This window comes from Pseudomonas nitroreducens TX1 (genome assembly GCF_000313755.1).
In the GTDB taxonomy this organism is placed as follows: Bacteria; Pseudomonadota; Gammaproteobacteria; order Pseudomonadales; family Pseudomonadaceae; genus Pseudomonas; species Pseudomonas nitroreducens_A.
Map to the genome: position 1 here is coordinate 1 of NZ_AMZB01000106.1, position 23660 is coordinate 23660.

The 23660-nt window shown below is 67.4% G+C and carries 18 protein-coding genes; 6 read left to right on the forward strand and 12 right to left on the reverse strand.

Translation table 11 applies throughout. The annotated features are described in order from the left end of the window. Positions 1-67 precede the first annotated feature (67 nt). Positions 68-478: a helix-turn-helix domain-containing protein gene (locus tag C167_RS0112070; protein WP_017518538.1), complete on the reverse strand. Its 411-nt coding sequence runs from the start codon at positions 476-478 to the stop codon at positions 68-70. 464 nt (positions 479-942) lie between these two features. Between C167_RS0112070 and C167_RS0112075 the strand changes: the two genes are divergently transcribed. Further along, a complete protein-coding gene (locus C167_RS0112075) occupies positions 943-3750 on the forward strand; it encodes an ATP-binding protein (protein WP_017518539.1) in 2808 nt (935 codons plus the stop codon). A gap of 267 nt (positions 3751-4017) precedes the next feature. On the opposite strand, the gene C167_RS0112080 is transcribed toward C167_RS0112075, so the two are convergent. The 5 genes from C167_RS0112080 to C167_RS0112100 form a co-directional block, all read right to left on the reverse strand. Beyond that, positions 4018-4470 (reverse strand): universal stress protein, encoded by a 453-nt coding sequence (locus tag C167_RS0112080; protein WP_017518540.1) that lies wholly within the window; start codon positions 4468-4470, stop codon positions 4018-4020. Between the two features lie 89 nt (positions 4471-4559). After that, positions 4560-5600 (reverse strand): AraC family transcriptional regulator, encoded by a 1041-nt coding sequence (locus C167_RS0112085; RefSeq protein WP_017518541.1) that lies wholly within the window; start codon positions 5598-5600, stop codon positions 4560-4562. Between the two features lie 190 nt (positions 5601-5790). Further along, positions 5791-7068 carry a DSD1 family PLP-dependent enzyme gene (locus C167_RS0112090; protein WP_017518542.1) on the reverse strand — a complete coding sequence of 426 codons (1278 nt, stop codon included), beginning with the start codon at positions 7066-7068 and terminating at the stop codon, positions 5791-5793. A gap of 16 nt (positions 7069-7084) precedes the next feature. Next, positions 7085-8479, reverse strand: coding sequence for a D-arabinono-1,4-lactone oxidase (locus C167_RS0112095; RefSeq protein WP_017518543.1), 1395 nt, complete (start codon positions 8477-8479; stop codon positions 7085-7087). 13 nt (positions 8480-8492) lie between these two features. Beyond that, the gene (locus C167_RS0112100) at positions 8493-8858 is read right to left on the reverse strand and encodes a c-type cytochrome (RefSeq protein ID WP_017518544.1); all 366 of its coding nucleotides are present in this window, start codon (positions 8856-8858) and stop codon (positions 8493-8495) included. Positions 8859-9227: 369 nt separating this feature from the next. Between C167_RS0112100 and C167_RS32485 the strand changes: the two genes are divergently transcribed. The 4 genes from C167_RS32485 to C167_RS0112125 are packed head-to-tail and all read left to right on the forward strand — an operon-like array spanning position 9228 to position 14375. Then, positions 9228-9710 carry a formate dehydrogenase subunit gamma gene (locus tag C167_RS32485; protein ID WP_037006126.1) on the forward strand — a complete coding sequence of 161 codons (483 nt, stop codon included), beginning with the start codon at positions 9228-9230 and terminating at the stop codon, positions 9708-9710. Next, entirely contained in the window at positions 9704-11263 is a 1560-nt protein-coding gene (locus C167_RS0112115; RefSeq protein ID WP_017518546.1) for a formate dehydrogenase beta subunit, read from the forward strand. The genes C167_RS32485 and C167_RS0112115 overlap by 7 nt, the downstream gene beginning before the upstream one ends. After that, a complete protein-coding gene (fdhF, locus tag C167_RS0112120) occupies positions 11260-14157 on the forward strand; it encodes a formate dehydrogenase subunit alpha (RefSeq protein ID WP_017518547.1) in 2898 nt (965 codons plus the stop codon). The genes C167_RS0112115 and fdhF overlap by 4 nt, the downstream gene beginning before the upstream one ends. Continuing rightward, on the forward strand, positions 14154-14375 hold the full coding sequence (locus tag C167_RS0112125) for a formate dehydrogenase subunit delta (RefSeq protein WP_017518548.1): 222 nt from the start codon (positions 14154-14156) through the stop codon (positions 14373-14375). The genes fdhF and C167_RS0112125 overlap by 4 nt, the downstream gene beginning before the upstream one ends. 17 nt (positions 14376-14392) lie before the next feature. Here the strand turns inward: C167_RS0112125 and mrdA are convergent, their stop codons facing one another. The 5 genes from mrdA to C167_RS0112150 all read right to left on the reverse strand — a co-directional run bounded on the left by mrdA (position 14393) and on the right by C167_RS0112150 (position 21408). Beyond that, on the reverse strand, positions 14393-16285 hold the full coding sequence (gene mrdA, locus C167_RS0112130; RefSeq protein ID WP_017518549.1) for a penicillin-binding protein 2: 1893 nt from the start codon (positions 16283-16285) through the stop codon (positions 14393-14395). Positions 16286-16749: 464 nt separating this feature from the next. Beyond that, positions 16750-17649, reverse strand: coding sequence for a DMT family transporter (locus tag C167_RS0112135; RefSeq protein WP_017518550.1), 900 nt, complete (start codon positions 17647-17649; stop codon positions 16750-16752). Between the two features lie 46 nt (positions 17650-17695). Continuing rightward, positions 17696-18964 carry an NAD(P)/FAD-dependent oxidoreductase gene (locus C167_RS0112140; protein ID WP_017518551.1) on the reverse strand — a complete coding sequence of 423 codons (1269 nt, stop codon included), beginning with the start codon at positions 18962-18964 and terminating at the stop codon, positions 17696-17698. Beyond that, positions 18961-20052, reverse strand: a complete 1092-nt coding sequence (locus C167_RS0112145) for a polyamine ABC transporter substrate-binding protein (protein ID WP_017518552.1) — start codon at positions 20050-20052, stop codon at positions 18961-18963. Before C167_RS0112145 ends, C167_RS0112140 begins: the two co-directional genes overlap by 4 nt. A gap of 57 nt (positions 20053-20109) precedes the next feature. Beyond that, on the reverse strand, positions 20110-21408 hold the full coding sequence (locus C167_RS0112150; protein WP_017518553.1) for an NAD(P)/FAD-dependent oxidoreductase: 1299 nt from the start codon (positions 21406-21408) through the stop codon (positions 20110-20112). Between the two features lie 159 nt (positions 21409-21567). On the opposite strand from C167_RS0112150, the gene C167_RS0112155 reads away from it, so the two are divergent. Next, positions 21568-22476, forward strand: a complete 909-nt coding sequence (locus C167_RS0112155) for a LysR substrate-binding domain-containing protein (protein WP_017518554.1) — start codon at positions 21568-21570, stop codon at positions 22474-22476. A 9-nt stretch (positions 22477-22485) separates the two neighbouring features. Here the strand turns inward: C167_RS0112155 and C167_RS0112160 are convergent, their stop codons facing one another. After that, positions 22486-23586 carry a M14 family metallopeptidase gene (locus C167_RS0112160; RefSeq protein ID WP_037006127.1) on the reverse strand — a complete coding sequence of 367 codons (1101 nt, stop codon included), beginning with the start codon at positions 23584-23586 and terminating at the stop codon, positions 22486-22488. Positions 23587-23660 lie beyond the last annotated feature (74 nt).

The following is a 23660-nucleotide window of genomic DNA, read 5'->3' on the forward strand; positions in this document are numbered from 1 at the left end:
GCAAAAATCGCCTCTAGCGTTCCATTTTCAGAACGCCCATCCGTAAAGGTGCACCGAGGGGATCGGGCTAGCCCGCGTGTCGCCAAGTGGATTCGCGCTCCGCATTGAGGAAGTGCCGCTGCCAGCCCAGGGGCGTGAGGCCTTCGATGCGGTAGAAGATCCGACAGAAGTGTGCCTGGTCGCAGAAGCCGCATTGCAGGCCGATCTCGGCCAGCGGGAAGGACGCTTCGCGCAACAGTTGCTTGGCCTTTTCCACTCGCTGGATTCGCATCCAGGCCTGGGGCGAATACCCGGTGGTGACCTTGAACTTGCGGGTGAAATCGCTGCGTGACAGCGCACAGGCGGCAGCCAGGTCACTGACTGTGATGCCGCTGTCCAGATGCTGCAGCAACAGCGCCTGGGCGCGCTCCTTCTGCCAGGGGGCCAGGTTGCGCTTGGGAGCGTTTACTGGAATCTGGCTGATAAGTCTCTGAAGCATGCTGGTTCCTCCCCTGCGATCTGCAGACCATTTTTTGTGGGCGCAGGGGTGGCGGCGAGTTAAAGCTGGTTAAACCGCATTAACCCATGGAGCCGGGAAAGCAGCGATGGGCGGACGGCAAGGGCAATGGCCGCGTCGTGCGCGCCACACTCGACAAGCGACTGTCAGCCCCGTGCAAAGCCTTGCAAGGCGCGGCATGCAGCCAAAAAGCAGGCGACGCGGCACAACCGCTGCCGCGGCGGTTGGCAATGCCGAATCGTGCCCGGCGTTAATCGATATTAAGCACACCGCCCGAGCAAAGCCGCCCGGGGCGGGATGGCTGAACGTTGAAGCGTCGTTTACCCTGATGCTCCATCTCCCCTGAATGGCCAATCGACCGCAGAGTCGATGGACATGTGCCCGCCGGGCGGACACCCGCCCCGGCAAGAAACCTGCCCCCAGCGTGCGAAAGCGACGACCAGACGATGACTCCCGAGCCCGTGGCCGGGGTCGAAACCGTGCTTCATTTCGGCCCCTACCAGATCTACCCCGCGTCCCGCGTGATTCTCGAGGCGGGCCGCCCGCTGCGCCTTGGCCAGCGTGCGCTGGACATCCTCCTGGCACTGCTGGAGCGCGCAGGCGAAGTGGTCAGCAAGCGCGAGCTGCTGGCCCGCGCCTGGCCCGACCAGGATATCGACGAAGGCAACCTGCGGGTGCACATGACCGCCCTGCGCAAGGCGCTGGGCGATGGCCAGAACGGCCGGCGCTTCATCGTCACCATCGCGCTGCGCGGCTACAGTTTCGTCGAGCCCCTGATAGCTTCGGCGCAGGCGACGCCCGCCCCCCAGGACGGCCCGTCGGCGGACCACAACCTGCCGCCCCCGCGCAATCGCCTGCTGGGCCGCGAAGCCGAGCTTGCGCGCCTGGTCGCCGAGTTGCCGCGACGTCGCTGCGTCAGCCTGGTGGGCTGTGGCGGCATCGGCAAGACCAGCCTCGCCCTGCAGGCCGCCGAGCGCTTCATCGGCCAATACCCCCACGGCATCCGCATGCTCGACCTTACCCAGTTGCAGGACGCGCGGCCGCTGAACAGTACGCTCGCCTGCGCGCTGGGCATTCCGGGGCTGGCGGGCGAATCGCTGGAACATCTCTGCACCCAGGTCGCCGATCGGCGGATGCTGCTGCTCATCGACAACTGCGAGCACCTGATCGAGGCGGCCGCGCATCTGGTCGAGTGCCTGCTGCGCCACGCGCCGCAGATCCACATCCTCGCCACCAGCCGTGAAAGCCTGCGCGCCACCGGCGAGTACATCCTGCCGCTACGGCCGCTCGGTTGCCCGCCGGTGCAGGTCGGCAGCGTCGAGGACGCCCTCGCCTACCCCGCCGTCGCGCTGCTCGTCGAGCGGACGAAGGATACCCACGAGGACTTCGAACTCCGCCCTGAAGACCTGCCCCGCATCGGCGAAATCTGCCGGCGCCTGGAAGGCATTCCGCTGGCCCTGGAACTGGCTGCCGGCCACCTGGGCCAGGCCGACGGCAGCATCGATGCACTGCTGCGGGACGGCTTCCTGGACCTTGCGCTACAGTCCGATGGGTCGCCCAATCGCCACGAACACCTTCGCGCGATGCTCGATTGGAGCTATGCGTTGCTGCGCCCAGCGGAGCAATCCTGCCTGCGCCGCCTGAGCGTGTTCCGCGGTAGCTTCACGCTGGATGCCATCGCCGCCGTCCTCAGCCAGCCCGTGGACCTGGGCGCGGCCTTCGTGCTGGTGAACCAGCTGACCGCCAAATCCTTGCTGACCACCGAAATCCGCAGCGACCAGGTCACCTACCGGCTACTCGAACCGACCCGCGTCTACGCGCTGGAGAAGCTCCAGGCTGCCGGCGAACTGCACGAGGCCCGAGAACGCCACCTGCAGCTCTGCCAGGGCGCGATGCAAACCGCCCAGGATGAATGGGAACGGTCTGCCTCGCTGGGCTGGCTCCAGCAACATTCGCCATGGCTCGCTGATGTTCGTGCAGCCCTCGACTGGGGCCTGCATGCGGACGTTCGGCACGCCCAGGCAATCCACTTGGCGGCCTGCTCGGCGCCGCTCTGGCAGGAGCTGTCACTGCTGCACGAATACGGTCCCTATGTGAGTGCGGCACTTGGCCTGCTCAGCGCCGAATCCGCTTCGTCGCTGCCACTGGCCATGCGCCTGGAGCTGGCACTGGGCAACACGACCTACCACGACGTGCGCAACAGCCAGGCGGACGAAGCCTTCCAGAGCGCCCGCTACCTCGCCCAGCAGATCGGCGACCTCAACGGTGAACTCACCGCGCTGTCCGGCGGCCTGGCCGTGCTGCTGTGGGCCGGCCAGTACCAGAAGGCGGCCGAGCAAAGCCGGCATTTCGACCGCCTGAGCGACGGCCAGGGCGAAATGCTCGCCACCAGCGCGCTGCGCCTGAAGGTGCTGGCATTGCATTACTCGGGCGACCAGGTACGCGCCCAGGCCGTTGGCGAAGAAGTGCTGCGACGTCTGCAGGAGCAACGCCAGGGCAACCGCTTTGCCCCTTGCCTGGGCGTGCAGTACGACCAGCAGGTCGCCTCTCTCGCCACGCAGGCACGCACGCTCTGGTTGCGCGGCCTGCCAGAACAGGCCGAGCGCATGGCGACACAGGCCATCGAACTGGCCTGCGAGATGGATCACAGCGCCTCCATCGCCTACAGCCTCGCGGCGGCTGGCTGTGTCATCGCCTTCTATAACGGCGAATTGGACAAGGCGCATGGCCGCGTGCAGCAGATGATCGAGGTTGCCGAGCGCCATCGCGTGCCGTTGTTCACCGACTGGGCGCGGCACTATGCGTGGGCCATGCGGCTCGACGACTCGGCCGCCGCTCCGGCCCCCGCTGTCGGCCTGGTCCGCGACATCGTGCAGACCCTGGGTGGTCGTCCCCTGCCCTTCGATCAGGCGCAGCTGATGCGCGCACGAACCGGCGCGGCAGGCTGGTGCGCGCCGGAAATCCTGCGCAACCACGCCGCCGCCCTGATCGAACGAGGCGACCGCGACTCCCTCATGGGCGCTGAGACGCTGTTGAAGCGAGCGCTTGCCTTGGCGCAACAGCAAGGCGCGCGGGCCTGGGAGCTACGCTCGGCCGCCTGCCTGGCGGAGCTGTGGAGCGCCCAGGGTAAAGCGGAAGCCGCGCAGCAATGGCTGGAACCGGTCTGCCGGCATTTCACCGAAGGCTTCGAACTGCCGGACCAGCGCCGGGCGCGGCGGTGCCTGGAGGGGTGTCGCATGGTTGTTGGTCACTGACGCACTGCGCGCCTGGCGACGCTGGTTGCCCTGCTCGGTGGCCCAGGCGGTGCCGATCGAGGCGACCAGGAAGGCCGCCGCCACCATCGCAGTGAACAGGGAACGGGTCATGGCGCCACCTTCTGCAACACAGAATGCAGACTCTCCCGTACAGCCGATTTCCCGACGCCTTGCCGATGGCGGCGCGGGGGTCGCCGCACTGCTCGACGAAAGGCCGCTCCGGGCGCGACAGCGGGTGCCTGCAGCCGCGCAGCCGGCCCGGCAGATTCAGCGCGCACGCACCAGCAATACCGGGCGCTTGCTCGACTGCAGCACCCCTTCTGCCACGCTGCCCAGCACGAGACGATGCAGGCCATGGCGGCTGTGCGTCCCCATGACGATGGCGTCGGCCTTGACCGCGTCCGCCTCGATCTCGATGCGGTCGGCGACCTCCTCCCCGGTGGTTTCCATCGCGACCTGCTGGAAAGTGGCGGGCACGGCATACTCGGCGACCACTTCCCGCGCCTTGTTCAGGATGTCATCGGCGGCCTTGACCGCAGCGACTTGCAATGCCTGCGCGTCGTAGTACTTGGCGTAGTAAGGCATGTGCCCCAGCGGGCGGTCGACGATGGTGATGACATGCAGCTCACCACCGCTCATGCGGACCAGACGCGCGCCTTCGGCCAGCGCGAGGAAGGAAACAGGGCTGCCGTCGACGGCGGCCAGTACGTGTTCGTACATGGTGCTCTCCTGGTTGATTGGCAGAACAACCATACCCACCAGGACTGGGAACACCCTTGTGCCGCGTCAAGGTAACCTCAGGCTCAGCTTCAATGCGCCTGCGCCACCTCGTCGCGACAGGCGGAAGGGCTCTGTCCCGTCCAGCGCTTGAAGGCCCGGCGGAAGCCGCGCACGTCGCTATAGCCGAGAGCTTCGGCGATGCGTTCGATGGGCATCTCCGGGTTGCTCAGCAGGCTCATGGCGCGCGCCCGGCGCACTTGCTCCTGGAGGGCTTCGAAGCTGGTGCCGTACTCGCTCAGGCGACGGCGCAGGGTGCGGCTGCTCATGTTGAGGTCGCCGGCCACCTTGTCGATGGGGCTGCCGTGCGGCAGGTCGCGCAGGATGGCGCGCTCGACCGTCTCCAGCAGGCCGGCCTTCTGCGGCGCCTGGCTGTACTCCGCTTCCAGCAGATTGAGCGCCTGGCGCAGGGCCACGGGCTGGTGGCTCGGCAGTTGCCGGTCCAGCCAATGGGTGTCGATGGCCACCCGGTTGTGCAGGCAGCCGAAGCGCAGGTTCGGCCCCAGCAGGCGCCGGTACTCGGCCTCGTAGCTGGGCGCGGCGTGGGTGAACTCGAAGCGCAGCGGCTGGAACTCGTCACCGATCAGTGCGCGGTTGTAGACCAGCAGGCTGGCGAAGAACTCCTCGACCGCGAACACCTGCACATCGGCGAACGGCAACAGGCACTCCACTTCGATGAAGCTCTCCTGCGGCCCCTCGAGCAGGTTGCAGACGGCGATGCCGCCGGTGGTGTGCTGGAAGCGCCGGCCGAGCTCGAAGGCATCGCGCAGGGTCTTGCTCAGCGATAGCACATGGCCGAGCAGGCCGAGGGTGCCGAGCACATTGCGGTGCCCGACCCACAATCCCAGGCCGCGCTCGGGCAGGGCCGCAAGGGCTCGCTGGATCATCGCCACCGTCTGTCGGTGGGAAACGCGCTGTGCCGGGTCCTGCAATTCTTCGGCGGTGAACCCCAACCCACGGCACAGGCGTTCGCTGCTCACCCCCTTCTCCTCGGCGACCTCGGCAAGGGTCTGCAACAGGAAGGGCGAAACCTGGGCCAGGTCGAAATGGGCATCGAGGAGGGTGTTGGGCATGGAGGCGGCTCTCGAACGGCACGCCTGGATTTGTTCTTCTATGGCTGGCGCGCGGCGGAGCCATCATAACGCGTTCGTTCACAAGCCAAGACACGGCGTAACAGAATATTTCGAAGGACTGCATTGCCGGAAACCCGCGGAAAAAGCCCAGGCCGCACGGCCCGGGCTTTCCGCTACCGCACTGCCGTCCTCAACTGTAAACCGGCCACTGTTCGACGATGCGCCCCTGCCGCACCGCGAGCAGGTCGCCGAACTGCAGGAGGATCGACTCGGACTGGGTCGGCCGCAGGAACACCTGGTCGTCCACCTTCAGGCCGACGGCGCTGGAGCCGTTGACCATTTCCTGGTTCGAGCTGCGCCCGTACAGGCCGTTGAACTGCAGTCCCCTGGGCGACTCGGGCTCGGCCATCCAGTTGCCGCCATAGACGAAGAAGGTCTGCCGCTGGTTCGGGTCCCACCAGGAGAAGATCGCGGATTTGTCGTCCAGCGCCGGAATCCGCACCGCGCCGGTGCTCTTGATCACCGGCGTGGCGATGAAGGCAGCCGGCTGGTGGTCCACCAGGGATGGCAGGTCATAGTGCGTCGGCTTGACCAGCGCCGACCCCACCGACACCTCGGTGCTGGTGCGTTCGTTTTCATGCATCCGGTAACTCGGGCTACCGGCGGTATTGAGCGTCAGCCCCGGCTTCCACAGTGGCGCATGGCGGGTGCGCGTGTAATCGACGAAGCCGTCGTAAAGCTGCATGACCCTGGTGAACAGCTCTTCCGAGGAACCCAGGACTTCCGGCACGCCCATGCCGACGAACGGGTCGTAGCCCATGAAGCCGGCGAACTCCAGGTGCTGCGGGTTTGCACCGATGATCGTGAGCATCCGCTCCAGGGTGTCGTGGTCGGCCACGCCACCCCGGTGAAGTCCCACGTCCAGTTCGATATTGATCCGCAACCGGGTGCTGCGCCCTTGCGCCAGCGCCAGGTACTGCTGCAAGCGCTCAGGGGTGTCGAGCAGCCATTGCAGCTGGGTCGTCGGGTCGAACGATCCGCGAAGGTTCTCGTAGAACTGCTGCGCCGAACCCACCGGCAGCGGCTTGCCCAGCAGCAGGTCCGAATCGGGGAAGCGTTCTGCATCGTGATTGAGGAAGGGCTGGTGGAACGACATCATCCGCCGGGTGCCGGCACGCTTGGCGATGTAGTCGAGCAATCGCGGCGATGGCAGGGACTTCTCCACCACGCGCAGGTGTTTGCCGGTGCGGGCCACCGACTGCATGACCACGTCGACGTTGTGGTCGAGTCGGTCGAGGTCGATCAGCATCACCGGGCGCATCGGCCCGTGCTCGCGCAGTTCGCGGTTCAGTCGGGTGAAGTAGTCGTCGTACGGGGCGCCGTGGTCGCCCGGTCGCAGCCAGGCGCCGGCACCGGCGAGCAGGACGCCAGCGCCTGCCGCGCCGACGAGGAAATTGCGTCGTTTCATGGGTTGTTCTTCCTTGTCAGGCCACGCCCAGGATCGATGACAGGTGGGCATTGAGAAACTTGCCCTGCGGGTCCAGCTCGCGGCGCACCTCGGTGAATTCCTTCCAGCGCGGATAAAGCGGTTGCAGCGTGCGCGCGTTCAACGTGTGCAGCTTGCCCCAGTGTGGCCGGCCGGCGTACTTCCAGAAGATCGGTTCGACGGCGGCGAAGAAGTTGTGGTGGTCCATGCTGTAGTGCTGGTGCACGGAGATGGAGCAGCTGTCGCGGCCTTCGAACATGCTCAGGGGAATATCGTCGGCCTTCACATAGCGGTACTCAATGGGGAACCAGGTGCGCAGGTCCCTGTCGTTGATCAGCTTGAGAATCTCGCGCAGGCAGGCCGGGCCGTGTTCGGCGGGGACCGAGTATTCCATCTCGTTGAAGCGCACGTTGCGCACGTTGGCAAAGATGTCATAGGAGTCGCCGACCCGGTCGTCGAAGCTGGCGACATGGCGCAGGCTGTTGAGCAGGAAGCGCCGCGCGGCGGGGAAATCGCTGCCGTACTTGTCGAGGTTCTCGATGATGCCGACATAGCCGTTGCCGCCCTCCTCGGCCGGGTCCAGCGGCGGCGTGGCAGGGTCCTCGGTCTCGTTCAGGGCGATGGCCAGCGCGTAGTCGGAATGGGTGAGCACCTGCATTTCCCAGTGCTGGTTCTCGCGGGTGTTCTTCTCCACGTCCTCCAGCAGCTCCTCGGTGCTGGCTATCCACTGCCGTTCGCGCAGGCGAAAGGCCTGGCGGTTCTGCAAGCGCACTCGCGTAGCGACACCGAAGGCGCCCAGGGACACCCGCGCGGCATTGAACACCTCGGGACGCCGCTGGGCGTCGCAGTCCAGCACCTCGCCACTGGCAGTCACCAGTTGCAGGCCGGTCACGCGGGTGGAATAGGAACCGAAGCCGACACCAGTGCCATGGGTCGAGGTGGAGATCGCCCCGGCCAGCGTCTGGTAATCGATGTCCGCCATGTTCGGCAGGGCCTGGCCGATCTCCTTCAATGCCGGCCCCATGAGCGACATGGGCGTGCCGGCGGCGAACTCCGCCTGCAAGGTGTCGGCATCGTGGCCGAGCAGGCCGTTGAAGTAGGCCAGCGAGACCAGCGTGCCGTCGGTGGGCACCAGGGCGCTGAAGGAATGCGCCGAGCCGACCGGACGCACCTTGCCCTCGGCCTGGCGGATGACCTGCACCAGTTCGTCGAGACTCTGCGGCGCCAGGCGCGCCTGCGGCAGGCAACTCTGCCCGCCGGACCAATTGCGCCATGGGATAAGGCGTGGCGCGCGGGCCAGTTCGGCCGCCAGCGGGCTGCCGGAAAGCGCCGCGAACGCACCGGCAATACCGGCGTTCTGCAGGAGTTGGCGTCGGGTGAGATGAATGGGCATCGGGTGGCGCCCTCTACTGGACCGGCTGGCCGGACATGAAGGAAATCAGCGCGAGGAACTCTTCCTCCGAGCACTGCATGCACATGCCCATCGGCGGCATGCCCTTGAAGCCATTGATGCTGTGGTCCAGCAGGCTGTCGGTGCCCTGGGCAATGCGTGGTTGCCAGGCTTGCGCATCGCCCGTCTGCGGCGCTCCGGAGGCTGGGTTGGCGTGGCACAGCTTGCAACTGCTGTCATAGATTTTCGCCAGGGCCGGGTCGGAGGGCGCCAGGGTGGCGGCGGAACGGGTAGCGCTGGGCGCGGTGTCGTCGCCACAGCCGGCAAGGCCGAGCAGGGCCAGCAAGGCGAACGGCAGCCAGGGTGTCGCGGGTTTCGGCATGGGGCTCCCCTCTTTTAACCGCGGCGCGGATTCTTGTTGTCATGGGCAGAGGGCAGGTTAAGTCGACGGTCGGTCCTGCCCGAGGGCTTTGCCGGCCAACAAGGGGGCTCTGAGCGGACAAGGTGCCATTCGCGCTCCCTGTCGGTTTCAGGATACGCAGGGTCGTTCGAGTGCTATCCCTAATCCAGAGGGATGGCAATCTTCCAGACTGTCGAGGACCGGGCGCGCACAGACGTCTGGCCGGACCGCAACAATAACAACAATGGCGCTCCGCAGAGCCACGCCAACCGTGACGTGGGCGGCGCGCCGCAGCCGAAGGATTCCGGGTCGCCGCCCGAGGGAGGCGCCTGCGATGTCGAGGTGTGCTGTATGCCTGATGATTCGCTTCACCTGCCCCTGATCCACGACGTGCTGGAACGTCTCAAGGCCACTCCCGGCGCGCTGCTGCCGGTGCTCCACGCCATCCAGGACTGCGTCGGCTACATCCCCGACCATGCCCTTCCCGAGATTGCCCACGCGCTGAACCTCAGCGTCGCCGAAGTGCGCGGGGTGATCAGCTTCTACCACGACTTCCGCACTGCGCCCCCGGCCCGCCATACGCTGCGCCTGTGCCGCGCCGAGTCGTGCCAGAGCCGTGGCGCCGACGCCCTGGCCGCGCAGCTGCGCGAACAGTTGGGGCTGGACGACCACGGCACCAGCGCCGACGGCGGCATCGCCCTGCGCCCGGTGTACTGCCTGGGCGCCTGTGCCTGCTCGCCGGCGCTGGAGCTGGACGGCCGGGTGCACGCCCGTCTCACTCCCGAGCGCTTGCGTGCGCTGGTGAATGGATGCCGGGAGGACGCCGCATGCTGAAGCTGTTCGTCCCCTGCGATTCGGTGGCCTGCGCGGTGGGCGCCGATGAAGTGGCTGATGCCCTGGTCACCGAGGCCGAGCGCCGCCAGTTACCGGTGCAGATCCAGCGCACCAGCTCCCGTGGCCTCTACTGGCTGGAGCCGCTGGTGGAACTGGAAAGCGAGGACGGCCGGCTGGGCTTCGGGCCGCTCACAATGGGTGACGTTCCCGCCCTGCTCGACGCCCTTTCCAGTGATCCTGCCAGCCACCCGCTGTCCGTGGGGCCGGTGGAAGAGATTCCTTACCTGAAGACTCAGCAGCGCCTGCTGTTCGCCCGTGCCGGCATCACCCGGCCGCTGTCGCTGGACGACTATCGCGCCCACGGCGGCTTCGAAGGCCTGGCCCGCGCCATCGCGATGGACGGCGCCGAGGTCGTTGCCGCGGTGCTCGACTCCGGCCTGCGCGGCCGCGGCGGCGCGGCCTTCCCCGCTGGCATCAAGTGGCGCACGGTGCGTGACGCCCTGGCGGCGCAGAAGTATGTGGTGTGCAACGCCGACGAAGGCGACTCCGGCACCTTCGCCGACCGCATGCTGATGGAGGGCGACCCCTTCCTGCTGATCGAGGGCATGGCCATCGCCGGCCTCGCCGTCGGCGCGAGCATGGGCTACCTCTATGTGCGCTCGGAGTACCCGGACTCCATCGCCACCCTCAACCAGGCGGTGAAAATCGCCCGCGACGCCGGCTACCTCGGTGAAGACGTCTGCGGCAGTGGCCGCGCCTTCGAACTGGAAATACGGGTTGGCGCCGGCGCCTACATCTGCGGCGAGGAAACCGCCCTGCTGGACTCGCTCGAAGGCAAGCGCGGCGTGGTCCGCGCCAAGCCGCCGCTGCCCGCGCTGCAAGGCCTGTTCGGCCTGCCGACGCTGGTGCACAACGTGCTCACCCTCGCCTCGGTCCCAGTGATCATGGCCAAGGGGGCGCAGTTCTACCGCGACTTCGGCATGGGCCGCTCGCTGGGCACCATGCCCTTCCAGCTGGCCGGCAACGTCCGCCACGGCGGACTGGTGGAACGCGCCTTCGGCCTGACCCTGCGCGAGCTGGTGGAAGGCTACGGTGGCGGCACCGCCAGTGGCCGCCCGTTGAAGGCCGCGCAGGTCGGCGGCCCGCTGGGCGCCTGGGTGCCACCGGCGCAGTTCGATACGCCGCTGGATTACGAGGCCTTCGCTGCCGTCGGCGCCATGCTCGGCCACGGCGGCGTGGTGGTCGCCGACGACAGCCTGGACATGGCGCGCATGGCGCGCTTCGCCCTGCAGTTCTGCGCCGAGGAATCCTGCGGCAAATGCACGCCCTGCCGCATCGGCTCGACCCGTGGCGTGGAGGTAGTGGACCGGCTGATCGCGGCCACCGACATCGGCGCTCGCGAAGAGCAGGCGCGGCTGCTCACCGATCTCTGCGACACGATGCAATACGGCTCGCTCTGCGCCCTCGGCGGGATGACCGCCTTCCCCGTGGCCAGCGCCCTCAAGCACTTCCCCGCCGACTTCGGTCTGGCGACTTCGGAGGCCGACCAGTGATCAACTATTTCGATCCCTCCACGTCCACCGCTGGCAACACCAGCGACATCGATTTCGGCACGCCGGCCCGCGACAGCGACGTGCAGGTCAGCCTGAGCATCGACGGCCGCGAGATCAGCGTCCCCGCCGGTACCTCGGTGATGCGCGCCGCCGCCCTGCTGGGTACCACCATCCCGAAACTCTGCGCCACCGACAGCCTGGAAGCCTTCGGCTCCTGCCGCATGTGCCTGGTGGAAATCGACGGCATGCGCGGCTACCCGGCCTCCTGCACCACGCCGGTGACCGAAGGCATGGTGGTGCGCACCCAGACGCCGAAACTGGCGAGCCTGCGGCGCAACGTCATGGAGCTGTACATCTCCGACCACCCGCTGGACTGCCTGACCTGCCCGGCCAACGGCAACTGCGAACTGCAGACGATGGCCGGCCAGGTCGGCCTGCGCGAGGTGCGCTACGGCTATGAAGGCGCCAACCACCTGAGCGATGCGAAGGACGTCTCCAACCCCTACTTCGACTACGACCCGAGCAAGTGCATCGTCTGCAACCGCTGCGTGCGCGCCTGCGAAGAAACCCAGGGCACCTTCGCCCTGACCATCGAGGGGCGCGGCTTCGAATCCCGCGTGGCGGCAGCCGGCGGCGAGAACTTCCTGGACTCCGAGTGCGTCTCCTGCGGCGCCTGCGTGCAGGCCTGCCCCACCGCCACGCTGATGGAAAAGAGCGTGGTCGAGATCGGCCAGCCGGAGCGCGCCGTCATCACCACCTGCGCCTACTGCGGCGTGGGCTGCTCCTTCCGCGCGGAGTTGAAGGGCAACCAGCTGGTACGCATGGTCCCGGACAAGAACGGCCAGGCCAACCACGGCCACTCCTGCGTCAAGGGCCGCTTCGCCTGGGGCTACGCCACCCACCCGGATCGCATCACCAAGCCGATGATCCGCAAGCACATCAGCGACCCCTGGCAGGAAGTCAGCTGGGACGAGGCGGTCACCTATGCCGCCAGCGAGTTCCGGCGCATCCAGCAGAAGTACGGACGCGACTCCATTGGCGGCATCACCTCCAGCCGCTGCACCAACGAAGAAACCTACCTGGTGCAGAAACTGGTGCGCGCGGCGTTCGGCAACAACAACGTGGACACCTGCGCCCGCGTCTGCCACTCCCCCACCGGCTACGGCCTCAAGCAGACCCTGGGCGAATCCGCCGGCACCCAGAGCTTCGACTCGGTGATGCAATCCGACGTGGTGCTGGTGATGGGCGCCAACCCGACCGACGCTCACCCGGTGTTCGGCTCCCAGCTCAAGCGCCGCCTGCGCGAGGGCGCGCAGTTGATCGTCATCGACCCGCGCCGCATCGACCTGGTCGATTCGCCCCACGCCCGCGCCGAACTGCACCTGCAGCTGCGCCCCGGCACCAACGTCGCCATGCTCAACGCCCTGGCCCACGTCATCGTCACCGAAGGGCTGGTCAAGCAGGACTTCGTCGATGCCCGCTGCGAAGCCAGCGACTTCATCCGCTGGCGCGATTTCGTCAGCCTGCCGGAGAACGCCCCGGAAGTGCTCGGCCCGGTCTGCGGCGTACCCGCCGAAGAGATCCGCGCCGCCGCCCGCCTCTACGCCACCGGCGGCAACGCGGCCATCTACTACGGCCTGGGCGTCACCGAGCACAGCCAGGGCAGCACCGCAGTGATGGCCATCGCCAACCTCGCCATGGCCACCGGCAACGTCGGCCGCGAGGGCGTCGGGGTGAACCCGCTGCGCGGCCAGAACAACGTGCAGGGCTCGTGCGACATGGGTTCCTTCCCCCACGAGCTGCCGGGCTATCGCCACGTCTCCAACGAGGCCGTGCGCGCGCAGTTCGAACAGGCCTGGGGCGTGACCCTGCAGCCCGATCCGGGCCTGCGCATCCCCAACATGTTCGAGGCGGCCCTGGGCGGCACGTTCAAGGCGCTGTACTGCCAGGGCGAAGACATCGCCCAGAGCGACCCCAACACCCAGCACGTCACCGCTGCCCTCTCCGCCATGGAGTGCGTGGTGGTGCAGGACATCTTCCTCAATGAAACCGCCAAGTTTGCCCACGTGTTCCTGCCGGGCAGCTCCTTCCTCGAGAAGGACGGCACCTTCACCAACGCCGAGCGGCGTATCTCCCGCGTGCGCAAGGTGATGGAGCCACTGGGCGGCAAGGCTGACTGGGAAGGCACCGTGGCCCTGGCCAATGCCCTGGGCTACCCGATGAACTACACCCACCCGTCGCAGATCATGGACGAGATCGCCCGCCTGACGCCGACCTTCACCCGCGTCAGCTACGCCGAACTGGACCGCCACGGCAGCCTGCAATGGCCGTGCAACGACGCAGCGCCCGACGGCACCCCGACCATGCACATCGAGCAGTTCGTGCGCGGCAAGGGGCGCTTCATGCTCACCGGCTACGTGCCCACCGAGGAGAAGGTCAACGCACGCTACCCGCTGCTGCTCACCACCGGACGTATCCTCAGCCAGTACAACGTCGGCGCGCAGACCCGGCGCACCGACAACGTCGCCTGGCACGAAGAGGACCGCCTGGAAATCCACGCCAGCGATGCCGAAAGCCGTGGCATCGGCGACGGCGACTGGGTCGGCGTGGGCAGCCGCGCCGGGCAGACGGTGCTGCGCGCCAAGATCAGCGAGCGCGTCGCGCCAGGAGTGGTCTACACGACCTTCCACTTCCCCGAATCGGGAGCCAACGTGATCACCACCGACAACTCCGACTGGGCCACCAACTGCCCGGAATACAAGGTCACGGCGGTGGAAGTGGTGCGCGTATTCCAGCCTTCGGAATGGCAGAAGCGCTACCAGGCGTTCAGCGATGAACAGCGGCGTTTGCTCAAGGAGCGCCGCCACCAGGAAAAAGCCGAGGTCCGTCGATGAGCATCGAGAACCTGATCAAGATGGCCAACCAGATCGGCCTGTACTTCGCCAGCGAGCCGGACCACGACCTGGCGGTACGCGGCGTGCGGCAGCACCTGCAGAACTTCTGGACGCCAGCCATGCGCCGCGATCTCAGCGATTGGCAGGAGAAGAACCCGGGCGACGGGCTGCACGCCCTGGTGCGGGCGGCACTGACGGAGCCGGTGGCCCAGGCCTAGCCGAGCTCCGCAGGACCTCAGGCGTGCTTGCCTGAGGTCGTCTCGGCCGGCACGGCATACTGCGGCTTGAGCTTGCCGTCCTGGTCGAGCAGCCAGGCATCCATGATCTCGCGCACCACCGGCCCCGCCACGCGGCCGCCGGCCTCGCCGTTCTCGATGGTCACCGAGACCACGATGGAAGGTTCGGCCGCCGGGGCGAAGCCGACGAACAGCGCGTTGTCGCGGTGACGCTCCTTGGTCTTCAGGCGGTTGTAGCGCTCGCCCTGACGGATCGCTACGATCTGCGCGGTGCCGCTCTTGCCGGCAATCCGGTATTGCGCGCCCTGGCCCGCGGCTCGCGCGCCGCCGCCCGGATCGTGCATGACCAGCTGCATGCCGTAGTTCACCGCATCCCAGTCACGGGGATTACTCAGGTGGATGTCGGGCATGGGGTTGGCATCGACCACGTCTTCGCCACCCACCGATTCGGCCAGCCGCGGCCGGTGCCAGGCCCCCTTGCTGGCGATCAGCGAAGTCGCTTCGGCGAGCTGCAGCGGCGTAACCTGCATGTACCCCTGGCCGATGCCGAGGATCACCGTCTCGCCGGGGAACCAGGCCTGGCGCCGGGTCGCGCGCTTCCATTCGCGGGAGGGCATCAGCCCGGGAGACTCCTCGGCCATGTCGATGGACACCTTGCTGCCCAGCCCGAAGCGGGTCAGGTAGTCGTGCATGCGGTCGATGCCGAGCTTGTGCGCGACGTCGTAGAAGTAGGTGTCGTTGGAACGCTTGATGGCCGTGTCCAGGTCCACCCAGCCATCGCCGCTATGGTTCCAGTTGCGGTACTTGTGGTCGTAGTTGGGTAGTTGGAAGTACCCCGGATCGAACACCCGCGTGGTCGGTGTGATGGTGCCGGTATCCAGCCCGGCGATGGCCACCACCGGCTTGATGGTCGAGCCCGGCGAATACAGCCCGCGCAGCGCCCGGTTGAACAGCGGCCGGTCGATGGAGTCGCGCAGCTGCGCGTACTGCGCCGAGCTGATGCCGTTGACGAACAGGTTCGGGTCGAAGCTGGGGTTGCTGACCATCGCCAGCACCTGCCCGGTGTTCGGGTCCAGCGCTACCACGGAGCCGCGGCGGTCCCCGAGGGCTTTTTCGGCGGCGACCTGCAGGTCCACGTCCAGGCCGAGCACGATGTTCTCGCCGGCCACCGGCGGCACCTTCTTCAGCACGCGCATGACGCGCCCCTGGGCGTTGGTTTCGACTTCCTCATAGCCCACGTGGCCGTGCAGCTGCGGCTCGTAGAAGTGCTCGATGCCGGTCTTGCCGATGTACTCGGTGCCCCGGTACTCGGTGCTGTCCAGCCGCGCCGCCTCGCGTTCGTTGATCCGTCCGACGAAGCCGACCGAGTGGGCGAAGTGCTCACCGTAGGGATAGTGACGGACGAACTCGGCATCCACGTCGATGCCCGGCAGCTTGTAGCGATTGACCTCGATGAGGGCGATCTGCTCCTCGCTCAGGTCATGCAGGAGCGTGACCGGCTCGAAGGGATGGCGGCTTTTCTTCAGCGCCTTGTCGCACTGCAGGCGCTGTTCGGGGCTCAGCTGCAGGATATCGGTCACCTGGTCGAGCACCGCCCGGGAGTTGCCGGCGCGCTCGCGGGTCAGGGTGAGGTTGAAGCTGGGCAGGTTCTCGGCAAGCACCTTGCCGTTGCGGTCGAAGATCAGCCCGCGTTCCGGGGGGATCGGCAGGACGTGGATGCGGTTGTTCTCGGAGACCGTGGCGTTGGTCGCGTAGTCGGTGACCTGGAGGAAATACATCCTTGCCACCAGGGTCACGCTCATCAGGGCCACCAGCGCGCCGCAGGCGATCAGCCGGCGGTTGACCAGCTTGGATTCCTGCTGGTGGTCCTTGAGTTTGATCGGATCGTGCATCGGGATTCCAGAAGGTCCCCATCGACCGGGCGGAAAGTGTTTTCGCCCCTGCCGGGCAGGGGCGCTTTCCGATCGATGCGGCCTGTTTACAGCGCTGTTGGGCGGATGAAGCCGGCAGCATCCGGCGCGGTGCAATCACGCGCCAGCGGGCCTGCCGGCGCGGCATGGTACCAGACCGACACGCCGGATTCTGACCGGTAGTCGTGGCGGGGCCCTCGCGCTTGTGCTGAGTCCGCCCCTGGTTTGAGGAATGTGCGCGGCCTGCCCTCTCCCCCGCCCTCTCCCTGAAGGGAGAGGGAGCCGCCCGTGCCGGCTGAAACGTTAGCCTCACCCTGCACCATACGGTCCCCTCTCCCTTCAGGGAGAGGGCTAGGGAGAGGGAAATCCGCGGCACGGAATAACAGAGCAAGACAGGCGCTCCTACAGAAAAAATTCTACGCAGGGCGTCAGCCGTCTCCGCTTCATCACACCACCGCCCCCTCTGCCGGCTGCTCCAGCACTGCCACCACCACGGCGCTGCCGACGATCAGCAGGATGCCCAGCAGCGACAGCACGCCGAGCACCTCGCCCCAGATCAGGTAACCGAGCAGGCTTGCCCAGATGATGCTGGTGTAGGTGTAGGGCGCCAGCGTGGCGGCATGGGCACGGCGCACAGCGATGGTGAACAGCAGTTGGCCGACCGTGGCGAGCAGCCCCAGGGCAAGCATGAAACCGAGGTCCGGCAGGCTCGGCGAGCTCCAGGAAAACGGCAGCGTGGCGCCGGTGACCAGGGTGCCGACCACGGTGAAGTACAGCACCGTGGTGGTGGAATCGTCGGTGGCGCGAATGCGGCGGATCTGGATCATCGACAGCGCGCCGAAGAACGCGCTGGCCACCAGCAGGCCCGGTCCGATCAGGCTGGCCTCGGCATTGTCCGGCTTGACCACCATCAGCACGCCGATGAAGCCCAGCACCGCCGCCATCGCGTTGCGCGGCAGCAGGCGTTCACCCAGCAGCAGCGGCGCCAGCACTATCACCAGCAGCGCCTCGGAGTAGGCGATGGAGATGGCCTCGCTCAGCGCCACGTAGGGCAGCCCGGCGAAGAACAGCGCCGAAGACCCCAGCAGCGTCAGCGCACGGATACTCTGCCCGCGCACGTCCAGCTGCCGCCAACGCTCAGCCAGCGGCCGGCCACGCAGGCAGAGGAGAAACGCCGGCAGCACGCCGAAGGCCATGCGGAAGAATGTCACCTCGTTGGCCGGGTACTTCAGTGCCACCACCTTGGCCAGCGCATCCACCACGGCGAAACAGAACATCGACAACAGCATCAGGCCCACGCTGCGCATGGCATGGCTGCGGGAGGCGACGAGGGTCAGCTGGGGCATGTCGTGATCTCCTGTTTCGAGGGGGGTTGGATGCGCCGCCAAGGCTTCAGCGCGCGCTGAAGCGGCTGGCGAGAAACGGCTTCACTGGCACGCTAGTGACGACGTCGCTGGCCTGCTCGGCGAGCAACTGGCCGCTGATGGCGCCCAGGGTCAGGCCGACGTGGCCGTGGCCGAAGTTGTAGAAGACCTGCGGCAGTCGCCGGGACGGGCCGAGCACCGGCATGCTGTCCGGCACCGAGGAGCGGAAGCCCATCCACTGCGACACCGGCTCGTGCTGCAGGCGCAGGAAGCGCCGCGCGCCACGGGTCAGGTAGCGGTAGCGCGCCGGGCTCGGCAGCGCCTCCAGCCCGGCGAACTCCACCGTCCCGGCCACCCGCAGGCCCTGCGCCATGGGTGTCATGTAGAAACCGCCGGCACCCCAGCACACCGGGCGGTTGAGCACCTGCCCGGCGTGGCCGAAGAGCACGTGGTAACCGCGCTCCGTATCCTGCGGCACCGCATCGCCCAACTGATCGACCAGGGTGCGCGACCAGGCCCCGGTGCACAGCGCCACACGGTCGGCAGCCAGGCGCTCGCCGCTCGCCAGTCGCGCCTGCACGGCGTCCCTGCCCTGCCCGGCGGGTTCCAGGCCCAGCAGCTCACCACGGCGAAACTCGCCGCCCAGGGCCAGGTAGCGTTCGAACAGACGCTGGCTCAGCGCGTAGGGATCAAGCGTGCGGCTCACGCCGGGCAGCTCCACTGCGCAACTCGCGCGTGCGTTGAGCGCCGGTTCCTGCTCGCGCAACTCGCCTCCTTCGACGAAACGGATCGGCACGTCGAAGCGCCGATGGTAATCCACCATGGCCTGCGCATCGCGGCGTTCATGCTCCTCGAAGATATACAGCGAACCGTCATGGCGGATCAGGTCGTTGGCGCCGGCCTCGTCGAACAGTCCCTGCCACGCGCCCATGCAGGGGCGCAGCAGGGTGTTGAGGTGGTGGCCGATGGCTTCAACGCGATCTCGCCGCGAGGCTGCCAGGAACTGCAGCAGCCAGGGCGCAATGCGCGGCAGGTAGGCCGGGCGGATCGCCAGCGGGCTGTCGGGGCGCAGCAGCATGCCCGGAGCCTTGCGCCAGATGCCCGGCGTGGCCACCGGCTCCACCGAGTAGGTGGCGAAGGTGCAGGCGTTGCCGAACGAAGTGGCGAGGCCCGGCGGGTTGCGGTCCAGCAGGGTCACGCGGAAGTCGCGGCGTTGCAGTTGCAGCGCCGTGGCCAGGCCGACCACGCCGGCACCGACCACCAGCGCGTGGCGGCGCAGGTCGTTGGGCTGGGTCATTTGCCACTCATCACGCGGGTCCACAGGCGGGTGCTCATGCGCATCCCGGACGGCGACAGGGTCTTGATCGGAAACAGGGTGTCGAGCACTTCCTGCGGCGGGTACACGGCCGGGTTGGCGCGCAGCTCGGGCTTCACGTACGAGGTCGCGGCGGCATTGCCGTTGGGGTACTGCACGGCGTTGGTGATGTTGGCGATCACCTGTGGCTGCAGCAGGTAGTTCATATAGGCGTAGGCGTTGTCCAGGTGCGGCGCGCCTTTGGGAATCACCACGGTGTCCACCGCGATGGTGCTGCCTTCGCGCGGCAGGCTGTAGCCGATCTTCACGCCGTTGCCGGCCTGCTGGGCTGTGGTCATGGCCTGCAGCACGTCGCCGCTGAAGCCGATGGCGACGCAGATGTTGCCGTTGGCCAGGTCGCTGACGTACTTGGACTGGTGGAAATAGCGGATCGACGGACGGATCGCCTGCAGCGCCGCTTCGGCGGCCTTGAAGTCGTCCGGATTCTGGCTGGCCGGATCACGGCCGAGCACCTTGAGGGCGATGGGCACCATCTGGGTGGCGTTGTCGATGACCGCGATGCCGCACTGGGCGAGCTTCTCCGCGTTCTTCGGATCGAACAGCAGCTGCCAGCTGCGGGTGATCTCGGTGTTGCCGAAAATAGCCTTGATCCTGTCCTCGTTGTAGCCGATGCCGACCGTCACCCAGAGGTAGGGAATGGCGTAGCGGTTACCCGGGTCGCTGACCTCGAGGATCTTCATCAGCTTGGGGTCGAGGTTGTTCCAGTTGGGCAGCTTGCTCTTGTCCAGTTCCTGGATGGCGCCCGCCTTGATCAGCCGCGGCAGGAAGTGGTTGGACGGACTGGCCAGGTCGTAGCCGCTGGCGCCGGTCATCAGCTTGGCTTCGGTGGTCTCGTTGCTGTCCACCAGGTCGTAGGTGGTCTGGATGCCGGTCTGTTGGGTGAAGTTCGCCAGGGTATCGTCGGCGATGTAGCTGCTCCAGTTGGCGATGGTGACGGTCTGCGCCGCCTGGGCGGTGCCAGCCAACATCGACAGGGCCAGGCCTGCCAGGGTCATGGGACGGATGATCATGCTGCCCTCGTTTTTTGTTGTCGGGATGGACTTTGTTTGCGTGGGTAAAGCGGTGAGTCAGGCCTCGGCGCGCGCGCGGCGCACTTCCCAGGCCATGCGCAGCGAGGCGCCGATATCGAAGAAGGGTCTGGGCGGCAGGTAGCCGGGGTTGGCCTGCGCCAGTACGTCGGCCAGCACGGGCGAGCCCTCGCCCACCGCCATCTCCACCAGCAGGCGCCCCCACAGGGTGCCGCGCGCCACGCCCGAGCCATTGCAGCCGGCGACGGCATGCAGGCCCTGGTCGACGCGGGCGAAGTACGGCTCGCCGGAGCGGGTGCCGCTCAGGTGGCCGGTCCAGGTGTAGGCGATGTCAGCCTCGACGATTCCGGGGAAGCGTTTCTGCAGGCCGCTCAGATGGCGGCGGCGGCGCGCTATCAGCGCGTGGCTGTCGAGGTCGCGATGGCGGTATTCGACGGTGTTGCGGATCAGCAGCCGGCGCCCCGGCAGCAGGCGGACGGTGCCGCCGCCCGGTAGCGGCGCGAGCACGCCCCACTGGCGCTCACCGAACAGCGACTGCCAGCGCGGCTCATCCAGTGGGCGGGTAATGCTCGCACTCAGCTCCAGTGGGAAAGCCCCGCTGTCGCGCAGGCCGGCGCGGGCGATGAAGGCGCCCAGGCAGACCAGCACCTGCGACGCATGAACCTCGCCGTGCTCGGTGCGCGCCGTCCAGCCCTGGCCGCTGCGGCGCAGGTCGATCACATTGCTCTGCTCGAAGACCTCTACCGACGTCGGCAGGCTGTCAGCGAGTCCTTTCACATAACGCGCCGGTTGCAGCAGCGCATTGCCGCCCGCGCAATGAATGGCCCGCGCATAGAAGCCACTGCCCAGGCGTTGCTCCAGCGCCGAGCCTTCGTAGTAGCGCGCGTTGGCGCCCACCGATGCCAGGGTGGCGAGGATGCCGTCGATATCGACCAGGTGCTCGGGGCGATGCGCAGCGAAGTGATAGCCGTCCTCGAAAAGCTCGCAGTCGATGCCCAACCCTGCGATCCGCTGGCGGACTTCCTGCGCCGCCGCGATGCCGATGCGCGAAGCGACCTGGTAGGCAGCGTGGCCGGGCTGCCCGAGGCGTTCGCTGGCGCCAGGCAGTTCATGGGCGACGACGAAACCGGAGTTGCGCGCAGAGGCGCCCTGGGCGATGCGCTGGCGCTCCAGCAGGACGATCCGCTGCTGGGGGAAGCGCGCCGCCAGCGCGTGGGCGGCGGACAACCCGGTGATACCACCACCGATGACCAGCCAGTCCGCCCGCTGAGTGCCGCTCAACGTGGGCCGCGCAGGCAGTTCGCCCGCCAGGGCGATCCAGCCGCAGTGATTGTCCATTGCCCGTGACTCCTTCACAATCCATGCGCCGGGCGTATCCAAGCGATTTCCCAGTTGGCGCGTCATGGCCAGAATCTACGGGCAGTTGCGCTGGCCACACCAACGCTCATTTTTCATCCTGGTATTCTCAAAACGCATAGATTGCAGAGGGGAAGCGTCATGGACAAACTGCTGCGCGTTCCCTCCCTGCAGGCACTCCAGGCCCTGGTGCAGGTCGCCGACTCCGGCAGCTTCACGGCGGCCGCGCAACAGCTGCACCTGACCCAGAGCGCCATCAGCCGGCAGGTCCAACAGTTGGAGGAGTACTACCGCGTTCCCCTGTTCGACCGCACCAGCCGCAAGGTGGCGCTGACCGACGCCGGTCGCGAGGTCTACACGGTGGCCGAGGGCATGCTCCAGCAATTGCTGCGCCTGGAGGAGCGCCTGATACCGGCCTCGGCGGAACGGCCCTTCCGCATCCGCATCTTCGTTTCGCTGGCGGTCCGCTGGCTGCTGCCGCGCCTGAGCTCCTTCTACTCGCGGCACCCGGAGCTGTGCCTGTCCATCGAGACGGTAGGCGGCGAAGTGGTGGACGACGGCGGCGACTGCGACGCCTACGTGCTCTACCTGCCCAGCGGCAGCGACCCGCAGGGCCGCGTGCTGATGCCGCTGTACGACGAATACCTGGTCCCGGTCTGCGCACCGCGCCTGGACGACGGCCAGGAGCCGCCGCGCTCGCTGGAGGAGCTGGCGCGCCACCCGCTGATCCACGCTTCCAGCGGCGGCCTGGAATGGCCGCAGTGGCTGCGCGCCCAGGCCGCCCCGCCGCCTGCACAGTTCAAGCACATGCTGTTCAACCTCGACGACCTGGCACTGGACGCCGCCACGCGAGGCCTGGGCGTCGCCATGACCGACCGCATGCTGGCCCACGACGCACTGCAACGTGGCGACCTCATCGTGCCCTTTGGCGAAGCGCTGAAAACCGGCGGCCGTTATGCACTGTGGCTGCGCGACAGCGGCGCCGCCCACCCCGCCTGCCAGCCGGTGCTCGACTGGTTCGAGGAGCAGCGCACTTCGCTGCAGGGTTGACCCGCAGACTCAGGCCAGCGCCATCGGAATCTCGCTGCTCAACCCCTCCACCGCTCTCCAGGCAGCCTCCCGCGCGCGGGTCAGCACGGCCTGCTTCCACTGCTCCGTGTCGACGTAGAAGGCATCGCGCAGTTGCTGCTTGATCCGCCTCACCTTCGCCGCCGGCGCATCGGGATTGCGCTGCAGCCACTGGTCCGCGCGCAGCGCTTCGAGGACCTGCGGACCGGGCACGGTGCCGAACTCCAGGCTCATGGAGATCAGCAATGCCTGCGGGCACTCTTCGAGCGCTGCATGGACCAGCTTGCCGCTGAGCTTCACCGACACGCTGTTGCCCTCCTCCGTGGAGCGCACCTCGTCGCCCCACCAGGCACGGGCGCGCAGCAGCGCTTCGGGACGCGGGTCGCCGGAGTAGATGTACTCGCCGTAGCCGCTCGGACCGAGGCCGGTGTGTACGTCGATCCAGGCCATCTCGCGGCACTGCCGGCCATGCTGGCGCAGCACCTGGCGCACCGTGCAGTTGCTCCAGGTCGGCTGCGTGCCGGAGAAGAACAGCCCGTCGGGATGGGTGGCCTGGCCGGAGGAAATGGCCCGCTGCAACTCCCAGCGGCCATGGCGCAGCGCATAGCCGAGCAGGCGCAGGCGCCCCAGCGGGCTGGGCCAGCGCCGTGGCGCGAGCACCGGGTCCAGCTGGGCGTAACCGGGGTTCTGAGGCGCTGCCTGGGTGAAGTCGCGGAAGTTGCGGTTGAGGTCGACGTTTTCCTGGGTCCAGCGACGCCACCAGGAAAAGCCATAGGGATTGGCGGCGTGCAGGTAGAGCACTGCGCAATCGTTGCGACGCGCATGCTCGCGCCACTCTGTGTCGGCGAGCAGCGCGCTCTGCACGCCCGAGCCGCAGAAGCCTTCGACGCCATGGCAGCCGCTGCTGATGATCAGCAGGCGCTGCGCATCGGTCGGTCCCGCGCGGGCGACATCCACCGCCAACGTCTCGCCGTCGCGTCCGGCCAATGGATGCACGTGGGACTCCACCGGCAAGCCGGCGGCTGCGCAGGCGTCGAGGAACTTGCTGCGCGCCTGGGCGTAGCTCTGGGAAAAATACGACGATGCATTCATGGCGACTCCGGCCGTTTCGAGGAACATCTGGCGGCCGGCAGGATGCATCAGCGCGAACACGCGGAGTAATGATC